General features: G+C 64.4%; 21 protein-coding genes, 1 tRNA gene and 1 pseudogene. 12 read left to right on the top strand and 11 right to left on the bottom strand.

The window, feature by feature from the left end; all coding sequences use genetic code 11:
* Positions 1-75 precede the first annotated feature (75 nt).
* The 4 genes from lptB to ACE10W_RS00305 all read right to left on the bottom strand — a co-directional run bounded on the left by lptB (position 76) and on the right by ACE10W_RS00305 (position 3,524).
* Positions 76-1,074, bottom strand: a complete 999-nt coding sequence (gene lptB, locus ACE10W_RS00320; protein WP_304549942.1) for an LPS export ABC transporter ATP-binding protein — start codon at positions 1,072-1,074, stop codon at positions 76-78.
* A gap of 222 nt (positions 1,075-1,296) precedes the next feature.
* Positions 1,297-2,025, bottom strand: a complete 729-nt coding sequence (locus ACE10W_RS00315; protein ID WP_304549940.1) for an LptA/OstA family protein — start codon at positions 2,023-2,025, stop codon at positions 1,297-1,299.
* A gap of 5 nt (positions 2,026-2,030) precedes the next feature.
* A complete protein-coding gene (lptC, locus tag ACE10W_RS00310) occupies positions 2,031-2,765 on the bottom strand; it encodes an LPS export ABC transporter periplasmic protein LptC (protein WP_011083545.1) in 735 nt (244 codons plus the stop codon).
* Between the two features lie 144 nt (positions 2,766-2,909).
* A complete protein-coding gene (locus tag ACE10W_RS00305; protein WP_304549937.1) occupies positions 2,910-3,524 on the bottom strand; it encodes a ribonuclease D in 615 nt (204 codons plus the stop codon).
* 345 nt (positions 3,525-3,869) lie between these two features.
* Here ACE10W_RS00305 and ACE10W_RS00300 point away from each other — a divergent pair, with 345 nt between their 5' ends.
* Positions 3,870-5,141: an MFS transporter gene (locus ACE10W_RS00300; RefSeq protein WP_304549936.1), complete on the top strand. Its 1,272-nt coding sequence runs from the start codon at positions 3,870-3,872 to the stop codon at positions 5,139-5,141.
* Between the two features lie 118 nt (positions 5,142-5,259).
* Here ACE10W_RS00300 and ACE10W_RS00295 read toward each other — a convergent pair whose 3' ends face one another.
* Entirely contained in the window at positions 5,260-7,044 is a 1,785-nt protein-coding gene (locus tag ACE10W_RS00295; RefSeq protein ID WP_304549934.1) for a caspase family protein, read from the bottom strand.
* 398 nt (positions 7,045-7,442) lie between these two features.
* Positions 7,443-7,529: transfer RNA gene (locus ACE10W_RS00290), tRNA-Leu, on the bottom strand.
* A 150-nt stretch (positions 7,530-7,679) separates the two neighbouring features.
* Between ACE10W_RS00290 and ACE10W_RS00285 the strand changes: the two genes are divergently transcribed.
* On the top strand, positions 7,680-8,645 hold the full coding sequence (locus tag ACE10W_RS00285) for a complex I NDUFA9 subunit family protein (protein ID WP_304549932.1): 966 nt from the start codon (positions 7,680-7,682) through the stop codon (positions 8,643-8,645).
* 220 nt (positions 8,646-8,865) lie between these two features.
* Here the strand turns inward: ACE10W_RS00285 and ACE10W_RS00280 are convergent, their stop codons facing one another.
* Positions 8,866-9,672, bottom strand: a complete 807-nt coding sequence (locus ACE10W_RS00280; protein WP_011083541.1) for an undecaprenyl-diphosphate phosphatase — start codon at positions 9,670-9,672, stop codon at positions 8,866-8,868.
* A 169-nt stretch (positions 9,673-9,841) separates the two neighbouring features.
* Between ACE10W_RS00280 and ACE10W_RS00275 the strand changes: the two genes are divergently transcribed.
* From ACE10W_RS00275 to ACE10W_RS00260, 4 genes and pseudogenes are all read left to right on the top strand, one after another.
* A complete protein-coding gene (locus ACE10W_RS00275) occupies positions 9,842-10,534 on the top strand; it encodes a glutathione S-transferase family protein (RefSeq protein ID WP_011083540.1) in 693 nt (230 codons plus the stop codon).
* Positions 10,483-11,661, top strand: a complete 1,179-nt coding sequence (queG, locus tag ACE10W_RS00270) for a tRNA epoxyqueuosine(34) reductase QueG (protein WP_304549928.1) — start codon at positions 10,483-10,485, stop codon at positions 11,659-11,661. The genes ACE10W_RS00275 and queG overlap by 52 nt, the downstream gene beginning before the upstream one ends.
* Before the next feature lie 185 nt (positions 11,662-11,846).
* Positions 11,847-13,003 (top strand): annotated as a pseudogene (locus ACE10W_RS00265) (IS481 family transposase).
* Positions 13,004-13,103: 100 nt separating this feature from the next.
* A complete protein-coding gene (locus ACE10W_RS00260) occupies positions 13,104-13,901 on the top strand; it encodes an acyl-CoA thioesterase domain-containing protein (protein WP_028172479.1) in 798 nt (265 codons plus the stop codon).
* Positions 13,902-14,048: 147 nt separating this feature from the next.
* Here the strand turns inward: ACE10W_RS00260 and ACE10W_RS00255 are convergent, their stop codons facing one another.
* Positions 14,049-14,516, bottom strand: a complete 468-nt coding sequence (locus tag ACE10W_RS00255; protein WP_304549927.1) for a nuclear transport factor 2 family protein — start codon at positions 14,514-14,516, stop codon at positions 14,049-14,051.
* A gap of 155 nt (positions 14,517-14,671) precedes the next feature.
* Complete coding sequence (locus ACE10W_RS00250; RefSeq protein ID WP_304549925.1) at positions 14,672-15,472, bottom strand: carboxylesterase; 801 nt, start codon at positions 15,470-15,472, stop codon at positions 14,672-14,674.
* 249 nt (positions 15,473-15,721) lie between these two features.
* Here ACE10W_RS00250 and infC point away from each other — a divergent pair, with 249 nt between their 5' ends.
* On the top strand, positions 15,722-16,261 hold the full coding sequence (infC, locus tag ACE10W_RS00245; RefSeq protein ID WP_011083535.1) for a translation initiation factor IF-3: 540 nt from the start codon (positions 15,722-15,724) through the stop codon (positions 16,259-16,261).
* A gap of 62 nt (positions 16,262-16,323) precedes the next feature.
* On the opposite strand, the gene ACE10W_RS00240 is transcribed toward infC, so the two are convergent.
* The gene (locus tag ACE10W_RS00240) at positions 16,324-16,731 is read right to left on the bottom strand and encodes a hypothetical protein (protein WP_028172475.1); all 408 of its coding nucleotides are present in this window, start codon (positions 16,729-16,731) and stop codon (positions 16,324-16,326) included.
* A 273-nt stretch (positions 16,732-17,004) separates the two neighbouring features.
* Here ACE10W_RS00240 and rpmI point away from each other — a divergent pair, with 273 nt between their 5' ends.
* The gene (gene rpmI, locus ACE10W_RS00235; protein WP_008539890.1) at positions 17,005-17,205 is read left to right on the top strand and encodes a 50S ribosomal protein L35; all 201 of its coding nucleotides are present in this window, start codon (positions 17,005-17,007) and stop codon (positions 17,203-17,205) included.
* A gap of 80 nt (positions 17,206-17,285) precedes the next feature.
* Positions 17,286-17,645: a 50S ribosomal protein L20 gene (rplT, locus tag ACE10W_RS00230; RefSeq protein WP_011083533.1), complete on the top strand. Its 360-nt coding sequence runs from the start codon at positions 17,286-17,288 to the stop codon at positions 17,643-17,645.
* A gap of 32 nt (positions 17,646-17,677) precedes the next feature.
* Here the strand turns inward: rplT and ACE10W_RS00225 are convergent, their stop codons facing one another.
* Positions 17,678-18,091, bottom strand: a complete 414-nt coding sequence (locus tag ACE10W_RS00225) for a hypothetical protein (RefSeq protein ID WP_028172474.1) — start codon at positions 18,089-18,091, stop codon at positions 17,678-17,680.
* A gap of 150 nt (positions 18,092-18,241) precedes the next feature.
* On the opposite strand from ACE10W_RS00225, the gene pheS reads away from it, so the two are divergent.
* From pheS to ACE10W_RS00210, 3 genes are read left to right on the top strand one after another with little or no spacing between them, the layout of a single operon-like run.
* Complete coding sequence (gene pheS, locus ACE10W_RS00220) at positions 18,242-19,324, top strand: phenylalanine--tRNA ligase subunit alpha (RefSeq protein WP_011083532.1); 1,083 nt, start codon at positions 18,242-18,244, stop codon at positions 19,322-19,324.
* Positions 19,321-21,729, top strand: coding sequence for a phenylalanine--tRNA ligase subunit beta (gene pheT, locus ACE10W_RS00215; RefSeq protein WP_011083531.1), 2,409 nt, complete (start codon positions 19,321-19,323; stop codon positions 21,727-21,729). The genes pheS and pheT overlap by 4 nt, the downstream gene beginning before the upstream one ends.
* A gap of 53 nt (positions 21,730-21,782) precedes the next feature.
* The gene (locus ACE10W_RS00210) at positions 21,783-22,553 is read left to right on the top strand and encodes a sulfite exporter TauE/SafE family protein (protein WP_304549920.1); all 771 of its coding nucleotides are present in this window, start codon (positions 21,783-21,785) and stop codon (positions 22,551-22,553) included.
* Positions 22,554-22,684: the final 131 nt, after the last annotated feature.

The following is a 22,684-nucleotide window of genomic DNA, read 5'->3' as shown; positions in this document are numbered from 1 at the left end:
CCCAAAAGTTGGTCCGATTTTTGCTTATCCTAGTCTGAGCCTGATGTACACGTCTTGACGTAACGCAAAAACAGGCTAGAGGCGGAATTCCTCGCCAAGGTAAAGGCGGCGAACGTCCGGATCGGCGACGATCTCATCCGGGCTGCCCTCGGTCAAGATTTCCCCGGCATAGACGATATAGGCACGATCGGTGAGGCCGAGCGTCTCGCGCACATTGTGGTCGGTGATGAGCACGCCGATGCCGCGATTGGTGAGATGGCGGACGAGATCCTGGATGTCGCCGACCGCGATCGGATCGATGCCGGCGAAGGGCTCGTCGAGCAGCATGTAGTTCGGACGCGTCGCCAGCGCGCGCGCGATCTCGACGCGGCGCCGCTCGCCGCCGGACAACGCGATCGACGGTGATTTGCGCAGGCGCGTGATGTTGAATTCGTCGAGCAGCGAGTCGAGCTGCTGCTCGCGCTTCTTGCGCGAAGGCTCGACCACTTCGAGCACGGCGCGGATGTTCTGCTCGACGGTGAGGCCGCGGAAGATCGAGGCTTCCTGCGGCAGATAGCCGATGCCGAGCCGCGCGCGCTGATACATCGGGAGTTTCGTGACGTCGTGGCCGTCGAGCTCGATCGCGCCGCGATCGGCCTTGATCAGGCCGGTGATCATGTAGAACACGGTGGTCTTGCCGGCGCCGTTCGGGCCGAGCAGGCCGACCGCTTCGCCGCGGCGCACATAGATGCTGACGCCGCGCACCACCTGGCGGCTGCCAAAGGCCTTTTCCACGCTATGCACAGCCAGGAAGCCCGGCCGCTTCAGAAGCTGCGGCCCGCCGGCGCCGTTCGGCCTGGCGGCGGTCCTGACCGGGTGGACCGCCTGCGCCCGCGGCGGCTCGGTTTGATAATCGGTCTGAAAGTGGTCGGGCGCGTGCATCGGCTGGTCCCGGGCGATCGGCGGCGCGTCGCGCACAGGGCTCGCCACCAGCCCGCCGACGCTGTCACCGAGCGCGGTGATGTCCTGACGTGCAAATCCTGGCCGGCCGCGCTTGGCGGGGCGCCGACGGAACATGCTGAAAAGATCGACCATCCCCGCCTTCTAGCCTCGCGCAGTTTTTTGCGCGGTCTTCGCGCGATCTGCCGCAGCGGCGTTACGATTCGCCGACGCAGCATGGGTGAAGGGATGTCTCATGCCCAGTGAAACACGCCCGGTAAGCGGAGGACCCCGCTTCGAAAGCCCTGCGCGCTAGATACAGTCTCGCCGGGCAAGCTTCAACCTCGGATCGGGAGCGTCCGACACAAGCTGTTGAATTTACTTCGGTTTAGTTGCGCCGGGCAGTTGCAGGGGCGACGCCGCGCCGGGCTTGGCGCCCTGCGCCCCCTGGCCACAATCACTGCCGCCACCCTGCGGCAGCAGGGCCTGCACCCTGCCATTGTCGGATTCCACACGCGACACGCCCGTCGTCATGTCGACCATCAGACGGTCACCGCGCAGCACGTTCTTGCACTGCGTCAGGACCACCTGGCCGCCCGTGCCGCCGAGCATGGTGATGAGGTTGGTCTTGGTGTCGAACACGGCGGTGTCGCCGGTGACTACCTGGTCCTTCTGGGTGACCACGACATTGCCGCGCGCCTCCAGCCGCTTGATCGAGGAACTGCCGCCCGGGCCCGGCGTCGCCGACTGCATCGGGGCCGCCTTGGCCCCCTTCGCCGCGGGCTGCGGCGTCGCCGGCTTGTCGCCGCCGGATTCGTAGAACACCACCAGCGTCTTCGAGGTCATGGTGGTGTCGCCCTGGATGACCTTCACGTTGCCGGCGAAGGTCGCCTCCTTCTTCTTGTCGCGCATCTCGAGCGAAGCGGCCTCGATCTGGATCGGCTGATCGCGGTTCTGCGAGAAGCCCTGCATCGCATTCGGCACGCCTTGCATCGTGCTCTGTGCGATCGCCGCGCCCGTTGCCATCAGCGCGACAGTGGCGGCAAGCGCGGCCGCACCGATGGCGGCGCACCGTTTGCTGTCGTTGCGCGGGAAAAACCTGATCATGAAAATCACTTTGAATTGGCGGACTTGTTCTGCGGCGTACGTGTCTTCACCGGCGGCGTCGGCTCGGCCGGCGCGGGCTGAGCAGCGGCGGGGTCATCCAGCTTGTCCAGATGCATCACCACATTGCCCTCGAAGCGGATGAGATCGCCGCCTTCCGTGATGCGCAGCCGATCCGCGGTCAGCGTGCCGTTGGTCAGCTTGACGTCGACTCGTTCGTCCGACGAGACCGTGCCCTTGCCCATGTCGACGAAGGCCGAGTTCAGCCGCGCCTCATAGCCGGTCGAGGTGCGCAGGAAGATGTCCTTGTGCAGGTCGAGCTGCTGCTGCTTGTTGTCGAAGCGGCCGGTGCGGGCATCGAGGAACAGGGTCGATTGATCTTCCATCAGGACCTTTGCGCGAAGGTCCGAGAGATCGACATGGTCGGGGTCGGTGATGTCCTGCGTCGCGGTCTTGGCCCAGAGCTCGTACGGCCGCCGGTCCGGCGTGTAGCCGGCGAGGTGCGGCGATTCCATCGTGATCTTGGTGCCCGATACCACCAGGTTTCCGGAATCGAGCGGCAGCTTCGGCAACAGCATGCGAAATGGATTGAAGATCGAGACGCCGACGATGGCGGCCAGGGACAACAGCACCGCGCCCGGGACCGCGACGCGCAGAATCCGCACCAAGCGGCTGTGACGCGCCGCGCTGGCAAACTTCGCCGCAAGCGCGGCGTCGTAGGTGGGATTCTGGGCCGAATTCACCTGGGCTCCTGAGGTGTCGCTCGCCTGGTCCGGTCAAGTGCGCGCCATTGTACCCGGCGCCGCCTGAATATGCAGCCTCGGACAGGCCGATACGAAAGTGTCCGAAACGGGGCGATTGGCCCAACCTAGCCGCCCGTCGAGGTGTCAGGAATGCGCGAAAATGTCCTCTTCCGCCCAGCCCTGGAGGTCGAGCAAGGCGCGGGTCGGCAGGAAGTCGAAGCAGGCCTTGGCCAGCCCCGTACGGCCTTCCCGCACCAGCATGGCGTCGAGCCGCTCGCGCAGGGCGTGCAGGTGCAGCACGTCGGAGGCGGCATAGGCGAGCTGCGGCTCGGTCAGGTTGTCGGAGCCCCAGTCGCTGGATTGCTGCTGCTTGGAAAGGTCGACATTGAGGACCTCGCGCACGAGGTCCTTGAGGCCGTGGCGGTCGGTATAGGTGCGGGTCAGGCGGGAGGCGATCTTGGTGCAATAGATCGGCCCGGTCATGACGCCGAAGCTCTGGTACAGCACCGCGACGTCGAACCGCGCGAAGTGGAAGATCTTGGTGATGGCGGGATTGGCCAAGAGCGCCTTCAGGTTCGGCGCGTCGGTGTGGCCCTTGGGGATCTGCACGACGTCGGCACTGCCGTCGCCGGGCGAGAGCTGCACCACGCAGAGCCGGTCGCGGTGCGGGTTCAGCCCCATGGTCTCGGTGTCGATCGCCACCGCTCCGGTGTAGCGGGACAGGTCGGGCAGGTCGCCGCGGTGCAGGCGTACGGTCATGGCGTTTCAAAACCTCGGGTCGAATCGGTCTGTCGGCACAATAGGCTAATTCGGATTGCCCGCGATGTAGCCATTGCGGGCCGTCCGCGCAACCGCGGTCATGCCCTCACGGGGCCGGGCAGATCACCGCCATGCAGCTGGCGGCAGGTGCGTGGCACGCGATCAAGGTTGCGAGCGGAGATAGAGGGCTTCCGGCCCCCGGGCTGTTGCATGGATCCCACAACCCGGCGCGAGCTTCATGGTCCGGCACAACTTGCGTCATGCGCCCCGTGAAAATCGTCCCCACCGACCCCATCTGTTGCCGATCCCCCGCGCCCTTGCCCCGCTCATCACCAATGAGATGTCATGACCGAACAGACGTTAGCTGCGCCTATCGACGATCAACAGGACCGCCAGCGCGGCTTTTCGCGCTACCAGGCGCTCCTCATCGCGCTGCTCGCGTTCACGCAGTTCACGATCATCCTCGATTTCATCATCATGTCGCCGCTTGGCGCCATCCTGATGCCCGCGCTCGACATCACGGCCACCCAATTCGGCGTCGCGGTGTCGGCCTACGCATTCAGCGCGGGACTGTCGGGTATTTTGGCCGCCGGCTTTGCCGACCGCTTCGACCGCAAGCGCCTGCTGCTGTTCTTCTATGTCGGCTTCACGCTCGGCACCCTGCTCTGCGCAATGGCGCAGACCTACCATGTGCTGCTGCTCGGCAGGATCGTGACCGGATTGTTCGGCGGCGTGATCGGCTCGGTCGTGCTGGCCATCATCACCGACCTGTTCCCGCTGCATTTGCGCGGCCGCGTGATGGGATTCGTCCAGACGGCGTTCGCCGCGAGCCAGGTGCTCGGCATTCCGGCCGGGCTGTTTCTCGCCAATCACTGGAACTGGCATGTCTGCTTCGCCGCGATCGTCGGCCTGTCGATCGCGGCGATCGCCATCATCGCCTTCGCCATGGAGCCGGTCGACGCGCATCTGCGGCTGAAGCAGGACAAGAACCCATTCCACCATCTGATCGCGACCGTCGGTCAGAAGCGCTACACGCTGGCCTTCGCGGTCACGACATTGCTGGCGACGGGCGGGTACATGCTGATGCCGTTCTCCAGCGCCTACACCGTGAACAATCTCGGCATCGACATGCTGCATTTGCCGACGATCTATCTCGTCTCCGGCCTGTTCAGCATCGTCACGGGGCCGCTGGTCGGCAGGGCGAGCGACGCGTTCGGCAAATATCCGACGTTTGTCTTCGGCAGCGTGGTGTCTGTCATCATGGTGCTGATCTACACCCATCTCGGCCACGTCTCGCTCGCGACCGCGATCCTCGTCAACGTCCTGATGTTCGTCGGCATCTTCTCGCGCATGATCCCGTCGCAGGCGCTGATGTCGGCGATCCCCGACCCCAGCCAGCGCGGCTCGTTCAGCGCGATCAGCGCCTCACTCCAGCAGCTCTCCGGCGGGCTCGGTTCGATGCTCGCCGGCGCGATCATCGCGCAAGCGCCGGACGGCTCGCTGATCCATTTCGACCGGATCGGCTACGTCGTCGTCGCATCGGCGATGGTGTCGCTGGTCGCGATGTATTTTGTGCAGAAGGCGGTGGCGGAGAGGGCTGGGAAGAGGGTGGTGTGAGGGCAAGCCTGGGCCGATCCGTCCCAACAAGGGACCGCGGCCACGCGATGCAAGGAGCCCCCGCCCTGCTACTCAACTGGTCGGAAGCTGCCCCACAAGCGGGCGGGCCGGCCATAACTTAGTTACAAACTTCAACACTTTCGCCGGTGTGGGTGTTCGCGCTACCACCGCCCCTGCGGAATTCCAATCGACAACCTTTGGACACTGGCCGGCAGCCGGCGCTATTGCAAACAATCTGTCCGCTCGATTGTGGCTTCGCGGGCGTAGCCTCGACCTTCTTACGCTCCGCATCCCGCTTCGTCACATCCTCGCGCGCGGCGACCGGCTTCTTGTCCTGGACCTTCTCGCATTCGTTGTCGTCGTTGACGCGATAGCCAGCCCGACATGCGATCTTCACGCAGGTATCGCCATCTGCCCTGAAACCGTGATCGCAAACCAGCGGGCAGACACGGCCTGGCTTGGCCTTGATCGCATCCAGCGCATCGAAGCTCGCGAGCTTGGTGTCGAACTTCGTTCCCGCATACTTGTTGAACAGCGTCAGGGAGCGCTGTGACTTGGCGCTCCACTCACCGTTCTCCACATTGGCAAGGCAGCCGACGCGACGAAGTTCGGACTGCACCGAGGTGGCGAGCTCTTGCGGCGACTGCGCGGGGTCGGTCAAGGCCGCCACTGGTGGCAGGGCAGCAATCTTCTGATCGGCTTCGGAGGTGCTCTTCTTCTCGGCGGCCTGCTTATCGGCCAAAGCCTTTGCGACAGCCGCCTCGATCTCCTTGCGCCGCTGCTCTGCTGCCGCCGCCTTCGCTTCTTCGAGTTCCTTGGTTTTCTCAGCGGCGAGCCGTGCATTCTCGGCGGCCCTGGCCGCAGCGGCTGCCTTGTCCTGTTCGGCCTTCTGTGCGCGGTCAACGGCAAGCCGCGCCTTGTCCTCTTCAGCCTGCCGTGCCTTCTCTACGGCCCCGGCGCGAGCTTCCTCCGCCGCGATCTTGTTGAGTTGGCCCTTTGCGAGGCCTGCGTAGAAGCCTTCAGGATACTGAGCGAGGAAAACAGTCCAGCCATCCCGGGTGCCGAGTTGCAGAGCAAGCTCATAGTTCCGGCGAATAGCGTCTTCCGGGCTTGCCTGAGGGCCGGTTGCTGTCGGCTTCGCTGCCACAAGCGGCACGTCATCGCCGCCGAGAGAACCGTAGACATAGGGTTCCTGCCTGTAGCTGGTGTTCTTCAAGACATCATCGCGCACGAAGCCAAACGCCTTGCGCAAATCGAGACCGGGCGTCGGCAGCCGCTCAACGAGCGCTGCGGCGAATGGGCTGTTCTTGGCATCGCCATCCGAGGCCGTTGATCCCGCCTTGGCGGCAAAGGCGATCATGGTGTTCGGGCTTGTCGGCTCAATCTTGGCCAGACCGCGCCCGATAGCGCGGGAGGCCACAGTGCGCTTCATGGTCTTGGCGAACGGGTTGTCGCGGCAGGCATCGAGGATGACGAGGCGAAGCTGCTTCGCAGGCTCCACGGCGAACAGAGCGCGATCCAGCGCCACGGTTTCATCGAGCACGTCGCTGTCGGTCTCGAGCGCGGCATCAATCGGGATCAGATAGTTGGTCCCGTCCAGCTCGATGCCATGACCGGCGTAGTAGATGACTGCGACCTCCGCATCGCGTACCCGGTTGCCAAACTCACGCAGGGCCTTCCGCATCTCCACGGCATTCAGATCGGTTCGGACGTCAATCAAGTCGAACCCGGCCTTCTTGAACATGCCTCCGACCAAGGCGGCATCGTTGGCGGGGTTGGCGAGCCGGGGCGCGCTCTTATAGGCGGAATTGCCGATCACCAACGCGACACGGCGTTCGGCATGGGCCGAGCCGCACGTCAGCCAGATGAAAAAGAACAATGAAAACCAGCGAAACGTGCCCACTGTAGCCCCCGAATAACCTCCTCAGCGTATCCAGAGACTGTCGGAAGGCAAGCTCCAGCTCTGTGATGCCGGTCACCTTAGCTGCCTGATTTGTCTGCATTGGGATAGAAGGCGATGCCGCAGGGGATGGGCTGTCTCCAAAGCCATCCCGACGCTATCGACCGACCTGCACCACCGCAGTCTCATCCCTCACGGGGACACGCAGCGCCAAGCCCACCGCCGTGTTGGTCAGGTCAGCGAGAACGCGCTTTCGAAGGTCAATGAATGGTGGAGCCGTCGCGGCAGATCAGGGGAGGCCATTCGCAGAAGCATTGTGGACCGTCTCTGTGTACCCGTTGAGACGGTCGATCACCCTGAACAACAGGGACTTCAGCGAAATCAACGACATCGCGGAGCGATGGTGCCCAGGAAAGGACTCGAACCTTCACGGCCGTTAAGCCACTGGCACCTGAAGCCAGCGCGTCTACCAATTCCACCACCTGGGCATGCCGTTTGGGGCACGGAGGCGGTTACTACGGTTCGGTGACGCCGTTGTCAATTCATGCTTGAGCCATGTTTCGGCTTGCGGATTGCGCATCGCAAACCGGCTCGATACAAGCCTCGTCAGGCGCACTCTCCCTCAGGAAAAGATCCCCATGGCATCGAATCTGGAAACTCTCGTCACGGTTTTCGGCGGATCGGGGTTTTTGGGCCGAAATGTCGTCCGGGCGCTGTGCAAGCGCGATTACCGGGTCCGGGTCGCGGTGCGGCGGCCGGAACTGGCTGGATACCTCCAGCCCTCCGGCAAGGTCGGGCAGGTCCATGTGGTGCAGGCCAACCTGCGCTACCCGGCCTCGGTCGAGGCGGCGCTGCGTGATTCGGATGTCGTGATCAACCTGGTCGGCATCCTCACCGAGAGTGGCAAACAGAGCTTCGACGCGGTCCAGGCCAAGGGCGCCGAGACGGTCGCCAAGGCGGCGGCCGCAGCCGGGGCCCGCCTGGTGCATGTCTCGGCGATCGGCGCCGACGCGGAATCGCCCTCGCGCTATGCCAAGGCCAAGGCGGCCGGCGAGGCGGCGGTATTGGCCGCGGTGCCCTCGGCCACGATCTTCCGCCCGTCCGTGATGTTCGGCCCCGAGGACCAGTTCACCAACCGCTTTGCGGCGCTGGCCCGGATGTCGCCGGTGCTGCCGCTGATCGGCGGCGAGACGAAGATGCAGCCGGTCTATGTCGGCGATGTCGCCACCGCGATCGCCGATGCGGTCGACGGCAAGGCCAAGGCGGGCGCGACCTACGAGCTCGGCGGGCCGGAAGTGCTGACCATGCGCGAGATCATCGAGGCCATCCTCGAGATCACCGCTCGCAAGCCGACGCTGGTGCCGCTGCCGTTCGGGCTTGCCCGCTTCCAGGCCAACTTCCTGCAATTCGCGCCGGGCGCGTTCAAGCTGACGCCCGACCAGGTCACGCTGCTCGAGCGCGACAATGTCGTGTCGGATGCGGCGAAGGCGGCTGGGCTGACGCTGGAAGGCCTCGGCATCACGGCGGATTCGCTGGAAGCGATCGCTCCGCAATATCTCTGGCGCTTCCGCGCCGCCGGGCAGTTCCAGCGCATGAGCATTTGAGCCCCGCTTAGGCCGCGGGCTCGGTTAACTTCTCCCGCTCGCGGGAGAGGTCGGCGCGTTCCGGGCGATGCGAAGCATCGTCCCGCGCGCCGGGTGAAGGCTTTCTCGTCATCGGGAGTCTCTCTGCGGAGAGACCCTCTCCCCAGCCCTCTCCCGCAAGCGGGAGAGGGAGCGCACCGTCCTTGCGGCAAGGACCGGCGCGTCAGCAAGCTTTCGAGAGTTATCGCCCCAACGCCAGCGCGATCAGGCCGAGCGTGCCGACGATGACGCGCCACCAGGCGAACACCACGAAGCCGTGGCGGGTGACGTATGTCAAAAACGTCTTCACCACGATGACCGCGGTGATGAACGACACCACGAAGCCGATCGCGACGATGCCCATGTGGTCCATCGTCATCTCGGAGCGGTTCTTGTAGAAGTCGTAGGCGAACGCGCCGATCATGGTTGGGATCGCGAGGAAGAACGAGAACTCCGCCGCCGCGCGCTTGTCCGCGCCCAGCAGCATGGCGGCGACGATGCTGGCGCCGGAGCGCGATACGCCCGGGATCATCGCCACGCACTGCGCGATGCCGATATAGAGATACATCAGCAGCGGAAACCGGGTGGCGTCATGCTCGCGCGGCTTGAGGTCGAGTTTGTCGACCCAGAGCAGGATGGCGCCGCCGACGATCAGCGTGAAGCACACGACCCACGGGTTGAACAGCACACTCTTGATGTACTTGCCGGCGACGAGGCCGACCACGACAGCCGGCAGGAACGCCACCAGCACGCCGATCACGAAACGGCGCGAATAGGTGTCGCCCGTGAAGAAGCCGATCACGACGTCCCACAGCTTCTTGAAGTAGAGCCCGACGATCGCGAGGATCGCACCGAGCTGGATCAGAACCGTAAACGAATCCCAGAAGGCGCCTTCGCCGAGATGAAAGAAGCGCTCCGCAAGCAGGAGGTGGCCGGTCGAGGAAACGGGAAGGAACTCGGTCACACCCTCGATGATGCCGAGGATCACTGCCCGTATTGCATCTGACATATTTACGGTCCATTTCCGCTGGAAAAGCGGGGTTCTTCTCGCCTATTCGCCTTCATGCTGCAATCGCAAAATACGACATCACGCTCTTGCTTCGCGGTTTTGAAGGACTAGTGTGGCGCCGCACAAACATTGATGGATTCTTAAGCACCATCAAATAGTCAAAGGCTTCATGTTTACGCTGTTTCATCATCCGTTCTGTCCGCATTCGCGCTTCATCCGCTTGATCGCGGGCGAATACGGGCTCGACCTCAAGCTGGTCGAAGAGCGCAGCTGGGAACGGCGCGAGGCATTCCTGCTGCTCAATGCCGCCGGCACCACGCCGGTCCTGGTGGACGAGGAACAGCCGCCGATACCGGGCGCGGCGATCATCGCCGAATATGTCGACGAGGCCTATGGCGCGGGGATGGGACCCAAGCGCCTGATGCCGGAGACGCTTCCCGAACGCGTCGAGGTGCGCCGGCTGATGGCCTGGTTCAACGAGAAGTTCTTCGAGGAGGTCTCCCACCCGCTCGTCACCGAGCGCATCTACAAGCGCTTCATGAGCGAGGAGAACGGCGGCGGTGCGCCCTCGGCCGACGTGATGCGCGCCGCCAAGGCGAATGTGCGCTATCATCTGGCTTATATCGGCTGGCTGGCGCAGACGCGTAACTTCCTCGCCGGCGACCGGCTCACCTACGCGGATCTCGCCGCCGCGGCGCATCTTTCGGCGATCGACTATCTGGGCGACGTGCCATGGAGCGAGGACGACGCGGCAAAGGCGTGGTACGCGCGGGTGAAATCCCGCCCGTCGTTCCGCCCGCTGCTGAGCGAATGGCTCGCCGGCGTGCCGGCGTCGCGGACCTATGTGGACCTGGATTTCTGAGCTCTGCCGATCTGTCTGAACTGAAGGCGAAGTTGACGACCGAGGCAAAGGCGCTCGGCTTCGACTGCATCGGCGTGACCGAGCCCGGCACGATCGAGACGGCCGGAAAGCATTTCCTCGAGTTCATCGCCTCGGGCGGCCATGGCGACATGGACTGGCTCGCGGCGCAGCCGGAGCGCCGCGTCGATCCGCGCGGGCTGTGGCAGGACGTGCGCAGCGTCATCATGCTCGGCGTCAATTACGGTCCCGATGCCGATCCCCTCGCGATCCTCGAGCAGCGCACGCGCGCGGCGATCTCGGTCTATGCGCAAGGAGACGACTATCACGATCTGATCAAGAAGCGCCTGAAGGCGCTGGCGCGCTGGCTGATCGCGGCCGCACCGTCGGAAGTGAAGGTGTTCGTCGACACCGCCGCCGTGATGGAAAAGCCGCTGGCGCAGGCCGCGCATCTAGGCTGGCAGGGCAAGCACACCAATCTCGTCTCGCGCGAGTTCGGCTCCTGGCTGTTCCTCGGCGCGATCTACACCACGCTCGACCTGCCGCGCGACACAGCCGAGATCGATCATTGCGGCTCGTGCCAGGCCTGTCTCGACATCTGCCCGACCGCGGCGTTCCCCGCGCCGTACAAGCTAGATGCGCGCCGCTGCATCTCGTATCTCACCATCGAGAACAAGGGACCGATCCCGCGCGAATTTCGCAAAGCCATCGGCAACCGCATCTATGGCTGCGACGATTGCCTTGCCGCCTGCCCCTGGAACAAGTTTGCGCAAGCGGGACGCGAGACCAAGCTCGCCGCGCGCGACGAGCTGCGTGCGCCTGGCCTCGCCGAACTGGCGCGGCTCGATGATGCGGCGTTTCGTGCGCTGTTCACGAAGTCGCCGGTCAAGCGCATCGGCCGCGATCGCTTCTTGCGCAACGTGCTGATCGCGATCGGCAACTCGGGAGAAGCGGCACTGGCCGAGGAGGCGCGGCGATTGCTGGGGGATGAGAGCGCATTGGTGCGAGGTGCTGCGGTGTGGGCGCTGGCGCAGTTGGTGGCGCGGGATGCGTTTGAGGCGATGAGATCCGTCGCGATGGGCAACGAGCACGACGAAGGCGTGCGTGAGGAGTGGGACCTCGCCACCTAATTCTCGGTGTCATGCCGCGCGAAGGCGGGGCATCCAGTACGCCGAGGCCTATCGATTGAACCACAACCGTCTCGGAGTACTGGATCGCCCGCCTTCTGTTTAGCCCGGAGACATGACTGACGGGTGTTCGGGGACATGGTTGACACGTCAAAATCGGCTCGATTCGTCAAACAAGGGGGCGAGCGATGCCGTGGCGCGAGGTGTCTGTCATGGATCAACGGCGAGAGTTTGTGATGCTTGCCAAGCAGGAGGGAGTGAACCGGCGGAAGCTGTGCCGGCAGTTCGGCATCAGCGCCCAGACCGGCTACAAGTGGATCCAGCGGTACGAAGCGGGCGATGCGACGTTGGCAGACCGGTCGCGACGACCTCATCACAGTCCGGAGCGTACAGCTGCTGCGACCGAGCAGCAGATTGTCGAGCTGCGAGATGCGCACCCGGCCTGGGGTGCGCGCAAGCTCGCGCATCGCCTGAAGCGCAATCGGCAAGCCACTCCCGCGATATCGACCGTGCACGAAATTTTACGCCGTTACGATCGTGTGAAGGAGCCCGCGGGCACGCCTGGACAGCCCTATACTCGCTTTGAGAAGGATGCGCCCAACCAGCTTTGGCAAATGGACTTCAAGGGGCACAGTGCGCTGGAGAACGGCGTGTCTTGTCATCCACTGACGACGCTAGACGATCACTCGCGCTTTTCCTTATGCCTGGCAGCCTGTGACAACGAACGAGGCTCGACGGTACGAGGACATCTTGAGGCGACGTTCCATCGCTACGGACTGCCGGATGCGATGTTCGTCGACAATGGCGGCCCCTGGGGCTTCACCCTTGAAGACCCCTGGACCACGCTGACGGTGTGGCTTCTCAAGCTCGGCGTCCGCACGATCCACAGCCGGCCCTATCATCCCCAGAGCCGAGGCAAGAACGAACGGTTCCATCGCAGCCTGAAGGCCGAGGTTCTCGCCTTCAAGCGCTACCGGGACCTTGCCGATGTCCAGCGGGCATTCGACCAATGGCGAGCCGTCTACAATCTAGATCGGCCGCACGAGGCATTGGGCTTCGATGTGCCCGCAAGCCGTTATCGACCAAGCCAGCGCCTCATGCCGGATCGCCTTCCAACGGTGGAGTACGACGAGGGCGAGATCGTCCGTTCCGTCTCCCCACGAAGGCCTATGTCAGCTTCAAGGGACGGCTCTGGAAAGTCCCGCAAGCCTTCCGTGGTGAGAAACTCGCCATTCGTCAGCTCAGTGCTGAGGGAAAGTTTGGAATATTCTTTGCCGCTCACCAGATCGAAACGATCGATCTACGTAACCCCAAAAGTGTCAACCATCTCCCCGAACAGGTGTAAGCTATGTGCCCGGGCTGAACACTTCGCGGGCGATGACAGCGGAGAACGAGGAGAACGGGCGCCCTTGATTTCCCCGCGCGATCCTTCAAGCTCGCGCGTCATGACAGACATGCCTTTCTTCACCCGCGACGGCGATACATTCCATCCGACGGAAGTCGCTAATGGCCCGTGGGATCCGAAATCGCTGCACGGACGCGTCATCGTCGGCCTGCTCGGCTTCGCCATCGAGGAACGCCATTCCGGCCCTGAATTCGTGCCGGCGCGGCTGACCGTCGACATGTTTCGGCTGCCGACGATCGACAAGCCGATCGAAGTGACGACGCGGCTCGTGCGTGACGGCCTGCGCATCCGCGTGGTCGAGGCGGAATTTGTCTCCGGCGGCGTCGGCATGGCGCGCGCCTCCTGCCAGCTGCTGCGCAAGACGCAGAACCCTGATGGCAATGTCTGGTCGCCGCCGAACTGGGACGTGCCGAAGCCGGCCGACATTCCAAAGCCGACCGATCCCAGGCTTGGCATGCACGGCAAATGGACGACGCGGCCGATCGTCGGCCATATGGGCTCGCTCGGTCCGCGCCGGCTCTGGATGAGCGAGGTGCGCGAGCTCGTTGCCGGCGTGCCGATGACGCCGTTCGTGCATGTCGCTGTTGGTGCCGATTTCGCCAGCCCCTTTGCGAACGCCGGCGACAAGGGGCTCGGCTACATCAACAGCGACGTGACGATCTATCTGCACCGCCTGCCGGTGACGAACTGGATCGGCTTCGATGTGGTGAACCACCAGGCCACCGACGGCGTCGCGATCGGCGAATGCTGGCTCTACGACGAACAGGGCCCGATCGGCACGGCCACCGTCGCCGCGCTGGCACAGCGCAAGCCGATGGCGAATCCGTCGAAGCGATAGAGATACGAGGTCTCTCGACTTTGTCATTCCGGGATGCGCCGTCAGGCGCAGACCCGGAATCCATCGAGCCGCAGGCCGAGAGGCGAAATGGATTCCGGGCTCGCGCCAAGTGGCGCGCCCCGGAATGACGAGAGGAGAGAATCGCGCCTACGCCAGATGCCGCTTCATCTCCGGCCGCGCCTTCAGCTCCGCGCCCTGCCTGGCGACGATCTTCGCAATTCTTTCAGGCGCGAACTTCAAATCGACAAACGCCGGTGCGGTGTTGGCGACCTCGTGATAGCTCGCGATCCTGCTGCCCTTCAGCGTCATGATCGCGACACCTTCGAACATCGCACGCGCGCCGTTCGCTTCCGGCAAGGTCGAACGATAGCTGAAAGTGTAGCGGGCATAGAGCGTGATGCCGTCGGTTACAGGATCATGCATGTCCCAGCGAAAGTCGGTCGCCGTGCGATAGAACCAGTCATCGATCATGGCGGCGATCTTCTCGCGGCCTGCGAACGCGCCGTAGAAGACATCGTGATAGACGCCGTCCTTGGTGAAGAGATCGGCAAACGCGCGGCCGTTGCGCTGTTCGACAGCGTCGCAGAAGGCGCGCAGCATGGCGGTGGTGGTCATCGGCGCTTCTCCCATTCTCCGTCATGCCCCGCGCAGGCGGGGCATCCAGTACGCCGCGGCTTCTCGGTTCAAGCACAACGGCTGCTGGAATACTGGATTGCCCGCCCCAGTGCGCAATTGCGCACAAGGCGGGCAATGACAGCGACGACGACACGTCACCCGATCTCGGCCACCGCGGCAAGAATGCGCGCGATGTCCTGCGGGCGCGAGAGGCGGTGGTCGCCATCCTGGATCAGGGTCAGCACGACGTCGTCGGCCGGCAGACGGTGCGTCAGCGCGAACGCGTGCTGCCAGGGCACATCAGGGTCCTGTGCTCCTTGCAGGATGCGGACGGGACAGCCGAGATCGATGGCGCCGCCGAGCACGAGATGGTTGCGGCCCTCCTCGATCAGATTCCGCGTGATCGGATAGGGCGAGCCGTCGCCATACTCGGACGGCCGCAGCCAGACGCCCTTGGTCTCGATCTCCTTCTTCACCGCAGCCGGAAAATTCTTCCACATCAGCTCCTCGGTGAAGTCGGGCGCCGGCGCGATCAGCACGAGGCCGGCGAGCGACGCGTTGCCTTGCTGGTTCTCTTGGCGCTTCCTGATCTCGCGCGCGAGCAGCAGCGCCATCCAGCCGCCCATGGAGGAGCCGATCAGGATCTGCGGGCCATCGCAGAACCGCTCGAACACCGCGACGCTCTCCTCCAGCCAGCGCCCGATGGTTCCGTCGGCGAAATCGCCGCCCGATTCGCCGTGGCCGGAATAGTCGAACCGGACCGCGGCGCGGCCGTGATCCCCAGCCCAGGCGTCCAGCGCCAGCGCCTTGCTGCCCTGCATGTCCGACTTGAACCCGCCGAGCCAGACGAGGCCGGGGCCCTTTCCGGCGCGGCGGCGCACCGCGATCCTGCGCGCGGACGCGCCCTCGCCCACATCGATGAAATCGAGCACAGTATCGGGAATTGCATCGGTCATGGAACGTTTACTCTGGCTGTGTGGTTTGAGCTGCCTGGGCGTGTTCCGTGGTGCCGCCGGACACCGGCATTGGCCCTTTGGGACGCTTGCGGAACAGAGGCAAGGTGTCTATGTCGGTCAGCGTGCCCGGGGGCGTGTCCAAAATGCCTCGCATTTGAGGGTTTTTCGCTTCGCGTACGCGACTTGCTTGCCGGCAAACGCATCTTCCTTCAAAATAGCCGCTTCTTTCACAACTTTGGAGAACCACCCATTCGCCGTCCTAATAAAGCTCCGCCCGCTGCCAGCAAAGACGGGCCGCGCATCAATGATGATATCCGCAATGCGCAGATCCAGCTGATCGATCAGACCGGTGACAACAAAGGCACGGTCGAGACCGTCGTCGCCATCAAGATGGCCCAGGAAGCTGGCATGGATCTGGTCGAGATTTCGCCGAATACCAGCCCTCCCGTCTGCAAGATCATGGACTACGGGAAGTACAAGTATTCCGCTCAGAAGAAAGCCGCCGAAGCCCGCAAGCGGCAGAAGACCGTCGAGATCAAGGAGATCAAGCTCCGCCCGATGATCGACGATCACGATTACGACGTGAAGATGCGCGCGATGCAGCGGTTCTTCGAAGAGGGCGACAAGGTCAAGATCACGCTGCGCTATCGCGGCCGTGAAATGGCGCACCAGGAGATCGGCACCAAGCTTCTGGACAAGATCAAGACCGACGTTGCCGAGCTCGCCAAGGTCGAGCAGGACGCGCGGTTCGAAGGCCGTCAGGTCGTCATGGTGCTGGCGCCGCGCTGACGCCAGTTATTTGGGATTGAGAGTTAACGGCCCGTCCGGATCTCCGGCGGGCCGTTTGTGTGTCAGCTTCGCGTCGCGTGCCAGGTGCCGCTGCACTGGTCGCCGGAAATGATGCCGCGCCACGAGCCGGCGCCGTTTACGCCGGCAAGCCGGCCGCCGCCGCTGGCATGGGACGCGCCGACGGAGACATAGACCGCCACCATGCCGGAGCGCTTGACCCTGCCCGAGACCCGGCCGCCGCCGGCTGACGAGACGCGGCCGCCGGTCACGGTGAAGGGGACGCTGTAGCCCGAGCTGCAATTGCCACGGGTGGTGGCGAAGGTGACGTTCCAGATGCCGTCATAGCCGCCGGCGCGGGCATCGGCGGTGGACGGCAGCGCAGCGGCGGCGAGCACGGCAAGCAGCGCCAGGCGGCGCGGGCGGGTAAATTGCGGGACAAATTGCGGGATTAATTGCGAGAAATGGGCCATTTTGGTCCTGCTCCAGGCGACACGGCTTGGACATGAGGATAGCAACTCCGGATAGTCGGCGGGCGGGTTTCGGCGGTTCATCGTTGCCAATTGGCTCCCGCTCTGGCATAAGCCCAGCCTTCATCGCCCGGCTGATTAAGGGCTGCCGTGGCGGTGTTTCGTGCGGGTTTCGCGCTTGTTCGTAGAAACCTGAGCACAATCAACGCTCTAACGAGCATTTTTGACGGCCAGCCGCCTTCGCGGGCGGATTTCTGTGGCCATTAGGAGAGCCAAATGCCCAAGCTGAAGACCAAATCGGGCGCTAAAAAGCGCTTCAAGGTGACTGCCACCGGCAAAGTGATGCACGCCCAGCGCGGCAAGCGTCACGGCATGATCAAGCGGACGAAGAAGCAGATCCGTCAGCTCCGCGGCACCCGCGTGCTGTTCAAGACCGACGGCGACAACGTCAAGAAGTACTTCTTGCCGAACGCCTGATCGCGTCCACGATCACTGCCGCCGCAGCCGCGCCTTCCGCGGCGATCCGAAAACCAAGTCATCTCTGAAGGATTTTTGTCATGTCTCGCGTCAAACGCGGTGTGACCGCCCACGCCAAGCACAAGAAAGTCTACAAGGCCGCCAAGGGCTTCTACGGCCGCCGCAAGAACACCATCCGCGCCGCCAAGCCGGCCGTGGAGAAGGCCCAGCAGTACGCCTTCCGCGACCGCAAGCGCAAGAAGCGGACGTTCCGCGCGCTCTGGATCCAGCGTCTCAACGCCGCTGTGCGTCCGTTCGGCCTGACCTACAGCCGATTTATCGACGGTCTCGCCAAGTCGGGCATCACCGTGGACCGCAAGGTGCTGTCGGATCTCGCGATCAACGAGCCCGCGTCGTTCCAGGCGATCGCCGAGAAGGCCAAGGCCGCGCTCGCGGCCTGAGGTCTCTCGCGCGCGGGCCTAACGATTCCTGACTAGCGGTTCTTGGGGCCCGCAGCCTGCAGCGCGCGTTGCGAGTAACGCTGGGCGACCTCCGCCCGGCAGAATGCTGCGAACGACAGATACATGGTGCCGGATTTATTCCGGTACTTTCGGTCGCAGACGCGCATCTCGCGTTGATAGGCCTGTTTCTGCGCAGCGTTGAGGCCGGGCATGAAGTCCGCCTCGCATTTCTTCTCGACGGCGGCGCCGAGCTGGACATCGCCGCTCGCGGTCAACTGGCAATCCTGAAACACCTTCATCGCGCTTTCGCAGCCCTTCTGGGCGTTGATGGTGTCGACGACCTCGTCCAGCGTCATGGACTTCTCCATGCAGACCATGGCGCGTGCCGGGGTGCCGGCGACCGATAGAACGACGGCCAGAATGGCCAGGCAGGACCTTGAGAGCATCACGAAGTCTCCTCGTATCCCCCTTGGTGCCAGCGCCCCGCGCGAGGTTCAACCCAGCCGTTCTTCAGCCCGAAATAACCGGCTTTTCGCTTGACGTTACGGCCTTCCGGCGGCGACAACCCAGCCGAATTTAGCAGCAAGGATTTGACTGTGTCCGACCTCGCAACGCTCGAAACATCCATCCTCGATCAGGTCGCCGCCGCCGGCGACGAAGCCGCCCTCGAAGCGGTACGCGTCGCAGCCCTCGGCAAGAAGGGTTCGATTTCCGCGCTGCTTGCCACGCTCGGCAAGATGTCGCCGGACGACCGCAAGACGCAGGGCGCCGCGATCAACCAGGCCAAGGACAAGGTCACCGAGGCGCTCGCAGCAAGGCGCGACGTCTTGAAGTCGGCGGCGCTCGATGCGCGGCTCGCGTCCGAAACCATCGACGTGACGCTGCCGCTGCGCGAGGCGCCGACCGATGCCGGCCGCATCCATCCGCTGAGCCAGGTCTGGGACGAGCTGACCACGATCTTCGCCGACATGGGATTCTCAGTCGCCGAAGGTCCTGACATCGAGACCGATGACTACAACTTCACCAAGCTGAACTTCCCGGAAGGCCATCCCGCGCGCGAGATGCACGACACCTTCTTCTTCCATCCGAAGGAGGACGGCTCGCGCATGCTGCTGCGGACCCACACCTCGCCGGTGCAGGTGCGCACGATGCTGAGCCAGAAGCCGCCGATCCGCGTGATCTGCCCGGGCCGCACCTACCGCATCGATTCGGATGCGACCCACACGCCGCAATTCCACCAGGTCGAGGGGCTCGTCATCGACAAGCACTCGCATCTCGGCCACCTCAAATGGATCCTGCACGAGTTCTGCAAGGCGTTCTTCGAGGTCGACCACATCAACATGCGCTTCCGTCCGTCGTTCTTCCCGTTCACCGAGCCGTCGCTGGAAGTCGACATCCAGTGCCGCCGCGACAAGGGCGAGATCCGCTTCGGCGAGGGCGAGGACTGGCTGGAGATTCTCGGCTGCGGCATGGTGCACCCGAACGTGCTGCGCGCCTGCGGCATCGATCCCGACGAGTACCAGGGTTTTGCCTGGGGCATGGGCATCGACCGCATCGCCATGCTGAAATACGGCATTGCTGACCTCCGCCAGCTGTTCGACAGCGACGTCCGCTGGCTGTCCCATTACGGCTTCAAGCCGCTCGAAGTGCCGACTCTCGCGGGAGGGCTGAGCTCGTGAAATTCACCCTCTCCTGGCTGAAGGATCATCTCGAGACCGACGAGCCGCTGGACAGGCTCGCCGAGAAGCTCACCATGATCGGGCTCGAGGTCGAGAACATCGAGGACAAGGCGAAGGCGCTGAAGCCTTTCACCATCGCGAGGGTGATCTCGGCCGAGCAGCATCCGAATGCGGATCGCCTGCGCGTCTGCATGGTGGACACCGGCGACGGTGGCGCGCCGGTGCAGGTCGTGTGCGGCGCGCCGAATGCGCGCGCGGGTCTCGTCAGCGTGTTCTCGGCCCCTGGCACCTACATTCCGGGCAAGGACATCACGCTGGGCGTCGGCACCATCCGCGGCGTCGAGAGCCGCGGCATGCTGTGCTCGGCGGCCGAGCTCCAGATCTCGAATGACCATGACGGCATCATGGAATTGCCGGCGGACGCGCCGATCGGCGCTGCTTACGCCGAATGGGCCGCGCTCGGCGATCCCGTGGTCGAGATCAATTTGACGCCGAACCGGCAGGACTGCACCGGCGTGCACGGCATCGCGCGCGACCTCGCCGCCGCCGACATGGGCAAGTTCAAGGACCCGACCATCAAGCCGGTCAAGGGCGAATTCCCTTGTCCCGTGAAGGTGACGGTCGAGGACGCCACGCTCTGTCCGGGCTTCGCGCTTCGCCTCGTGCGCGGCGTCAAGAACGGCCCGTCGCCGGAATGGCTGCAGAAGCGGCTGACGGCGATCGGGTTGCGTCCGATCAACGCGCTGGTCGACATCACCAACTTCATGACCTACGACCGCGCGCGCCCGCTGCACGTGTTCGACGCCAGGAAGGTGAAGGGCAATCTCGTGGTGCGCCGCGCCCGCGACGGCGAGACGCTGCTCGCGCTCGACGGCCGCACCTACAATCTCGATCCCGCGACCTGCGTGATCGCCGATGAGCACGGCGTCGAATCGCTCGCCGGCATCATGGGCGGCGAGGCCTCCGGCTGCGACGAGAACACCACCGATGTCTTGATCGAGTCCGCGCTGTGGAACGAGATCAACATCGCCCAGACCGGCCGCAAGCTCGGCATCAATTCCGATGCACGTTATCGCTTCGAGCGCGGCGTCGATCCGGCCTTCATGGTGCCGGGGCTGGAGCTCGCGACCAAGCTGGTGATGGAGATGTGCGGCGGCGCGCCGTCCGAGAACGTCGTGGTCGGCAAGGCCTTCGGCGATGACCGCGTGATCGATTTCCCGGTGACCGAGGTCAAGCGCCTGTCCGGCATCGAGGTGCCGCAGCCGGAGATGAAGCGCATCCTGACCCATCTCGGCTTCATGATGGCGGGCCCGGGTCCCGTGGTGAAGGTCGCGGTGCCCTCGTGGCGCACCGATGTGCACGGCAAGGCCGACATCGTCGAGGAGATCGTCCGCATCTACGGCGTCGACAAGGTGCCGATGACGCCGTTCGAGCGCGGCGATGATGCGCGCAAACCGGTGCTGACCCCGCTCCAGCTCCGCACCCGCCGCGCGCGGCGCGCGCTCGCGAGCCGTGGCATCATCGAGGCGGTGACGTGGTCGTTCATCACGAAGTCTGCGGCAAAACTGTTCGGCGGCGGCCAGCGCGAACTCGAAGTCGCCAACCCGATCGCATCTGATCTCTCCGACATGCGCCCGACTCTGCTGGCGGGCCTGATCGCGGCGGCGCAGGCCAATGCCGATCGCGGCTTCGGCGATGTCGCGCTGTTCGAGGTCGGCCAGGTGTTCAAGGGCGATCGCCCGCAGGATCAGTTCATGGCGGCGAGCGGCGTGCGCCGCGGCTTTGCCTCGTCCGAGGGTCTCGGACGGCACTGGTCGGGCTCGGTGCAGGCTGACCTGTTCGACGCCAAGGCCGATGCGCTGGCGGTGCTGGCCGCTGCCGGCGCGCCGATGCAGGCGCTCCAGATCGTGGCCGGTGGACCCGGCTGGCTGCATCCTGGGCGTTCCGGCACGATCCAGATCGGCCCGCAGAACGTGCTCGGCTATTTCGGCGAGATGCATCCGCGCGCGCTGGAAGCGCTCGGCGCCGACGGTCCGCTGATGGTGTTCGAGGTCATCCTCGACCGCGTCCCCGAGGCCAAGAAGAGGCCGACCCGCGCCAAGCCCTTGATCGAGCTGTCGGCCTTCCAGCCGGTGTCGCGCGACTTCGCCTTCATCGTCGACCGCACCGTGAAGGCCGGCGACATCGTGCGCGCCGCGCAAGGCGTCGACAAGAAGCTGATCACCGGCGTCAACGTGTTCGACGTCTACGAGGGCAAGGGCATCGATGACGGCAAGAAGTCGATCGCGATCGCGGTGACGATCCAGCCGCGCGAGAAGACCCTGACCGACCAGGAGATCGAGGCCGTCGCCGCGAAGGTCGTGGCGGAGGTGACGAAGAAGACCGGCGGCACGCTGAGAGCATGATGCCGAAAAGTGTGAAGCGGTTTTCGGACAACATCATGCTCCAGAAATAAAGCATGAGTCTCACGGACTTCCTCCCCAAGGACGTCAGCTTCACCATTGCGATGGCGCTCTGCGCCGTCGCTTTCGTCTCGGGTACCGCGCGCGGCTTCTCCGGCTTCGGCTCGGCGCTGATCTTCATGCCGCTGGCGAGCAGCTTCGCGGCGCCGCGGCTCGTTGCCGCCCTGCTGCTCGTGATCGATTTCGTCGCAGCGGTGCCGCTGCTGCCCGATGCGTGGCGCAAGGCCGACCGCAAGGCCACCGCCGTGATCGTGCTCGGCGCGCTGATCGGCGTGCCCATAGGCACCTATTTCCTCAGCGTGCTCGAGCCCGTCACCACGCGCTGGATCATCTCCAGCTTCGTCGCCGCGCTATTGCTGCTGCTGCTGTCGGGCTGGCGCTATCGCGGCAAGGACCACGCCTGGCTCTCGGTCGGCATCGGCGGCCTCTCGGGCTTCTGCAGCGGGCTGGCGCAGACCGGCGGGCCGCCGATCGTCGGCTACTGGCTCGGCCGCCCGATCGCGTCGATCGTCGCGCGCGCCAACATCCTGCTGTTCTTCGGCGCGTCGGATTTCTTCTCGATGGTCAGTTACGCGACGACAGGCCTGATCAGCCGCGAATCGCTGGTGCTCTCGCTCATCGTCGGTCCGGTCTACGCCATCGGCGTCGCATTCGGCGCCTCGCTGTTCGGCCGCGCCAGCGAAAAAGTATTTCGCGGCATCTGCTATGTGCTGATCGCGATGGCGGTGATTTTTGGGCTGCCGGCGCTGGATGGCGTTTTGCGCTAACTCCCCAATGTCGTCCTGGCGAAAGCCAGGACCCATTACCCCGGTCAACGCTTGTAGTGCGAGCGGGTCACTCCGAGTCTTCGCCAAACTACTTCTTGGGGTAATGGGTCCTGGATCTGCGCTCCGCTTCG

This window comes from Bradyrhizobium sp. B025, assembly GCF_042257955.1.
Lineage (GTDB): Bacteria > Pseudomonadota > Alphaproteobacteria > Rhizobiales > Xanthobacteraceae > Bradyrhizobium > Bradyrhizobium diazoefficiens.
Note: the sequence above shows the minus strand (reverse complement) of the source record. Positions and strands in the feature narration are given on the sequence as shown.

Coding starts and splice junctions, on each gene's coding strand:
- ACE10W_RS00300 (WP_304549936.1), top strand. CDS start 3,870: ATGACCGAACAGACGTTAGCTGCGCCTATCGACGATCAACAGGACCGC.
- queG (WP_304549928.1), top strand. CDS start 10,483: ATGGCTCGCCGGCGTGCCGGCGTCGCGGACCTATGTGGACCTGGATTT.
- rpmI (WP_008539890.1), top strand. CDS start 17,005: ATGCCCAAGCTGAAGACCAAATCGGGCGCTAAAAAGCGCTTCAAGGTG.
- ACE10W_RS00255 (WP_304549927.1), bottom strand. CDS start 14,516: ATGACCACCACCGCCATGCTGCGCGCCTTCTGCGACGCTGTCGAACAG.
- rplT (WP_011083533.1), top strand. CDS start 17,286: ATGTCTCGCGTCAAACGCGGTGTGACCGCCCACGCCAAGCACAAGAAA.
- ACE10W_RS00315 (WP_304549940.1), bottom strand. CDS start 2,025: ATGATCAGGTTTTTCCCGCGCAACGACAGCAAACGGTGCGCCGCCATC.
- ACE10W_RS00280 (WP_011083541.1), bottom strand. CDS start 9,672: ATGTCAGATGCAATACGGGCAGTGATCCTCGGCATCATCGAGGGTGTG.
- ACE10W_RS00250 (WP_304549925.1), bottom strand. CDS start 15,472: ATGACCGATGCAATTCCCGATACTGTGCTCGATTTCATCGATGTGGGC.
- ACE10W_RS00305 (WP_304549937.1), bottom strand. CDS start 3,524: ATGACCGTACGCCTGCACCGCGGCGACCTGCCCGACCTGTCCCGCTAC.
- ACE10W_RS00240 (WP_028172475.1), bottom strand. CDS start 16,731: ATGGCCCATTTCTCGCAATTAATCCCGCAATTTGTCCCGCAATTTACC.
- ACE10W_RS00260 (WP_028172479.1), top strand. CDS start 13,104: ATGACAGACATGCCTTTCTTCACCCGCGACGGCGATACATTCCATCCG.
- lptB (WP_304549942.1), bottom strand. CDS start 1,074: ATGGTCGATCTTTTCAGCATGTTCCGTCGGCGCCCCGCCAAGCGCGGC.
- ACE10W_RS00225 (WP_028172474.1), bottom strand. CDS start 18,091: ATGCTCTCAAGGTCCTGCCTGGCCATTCTGGCCGTCGTTCTATCGGTC.
- ACE10W_RS00285 (WP_304549932.1), top strand. CDS start 7,680: ATGGCATCGAATCTGGAAACTCTCGTCACGGTTTTCGGCGGATCGGGG.
- ACE10W_RS00210 (WP_304549920.1), top strand. CDS start 21,783: ATGAGTCTCACGGACTTCCTCCCCAAGGACGTCAGCTTCACCATTGCG.
- ACE10W_RS00275 (WP_011083540.1), top strand. CDS start 9,842: ATGTTTACGCTGTTTCATCATCCGTTCTGTCCGCATTCGCGCTTCATC.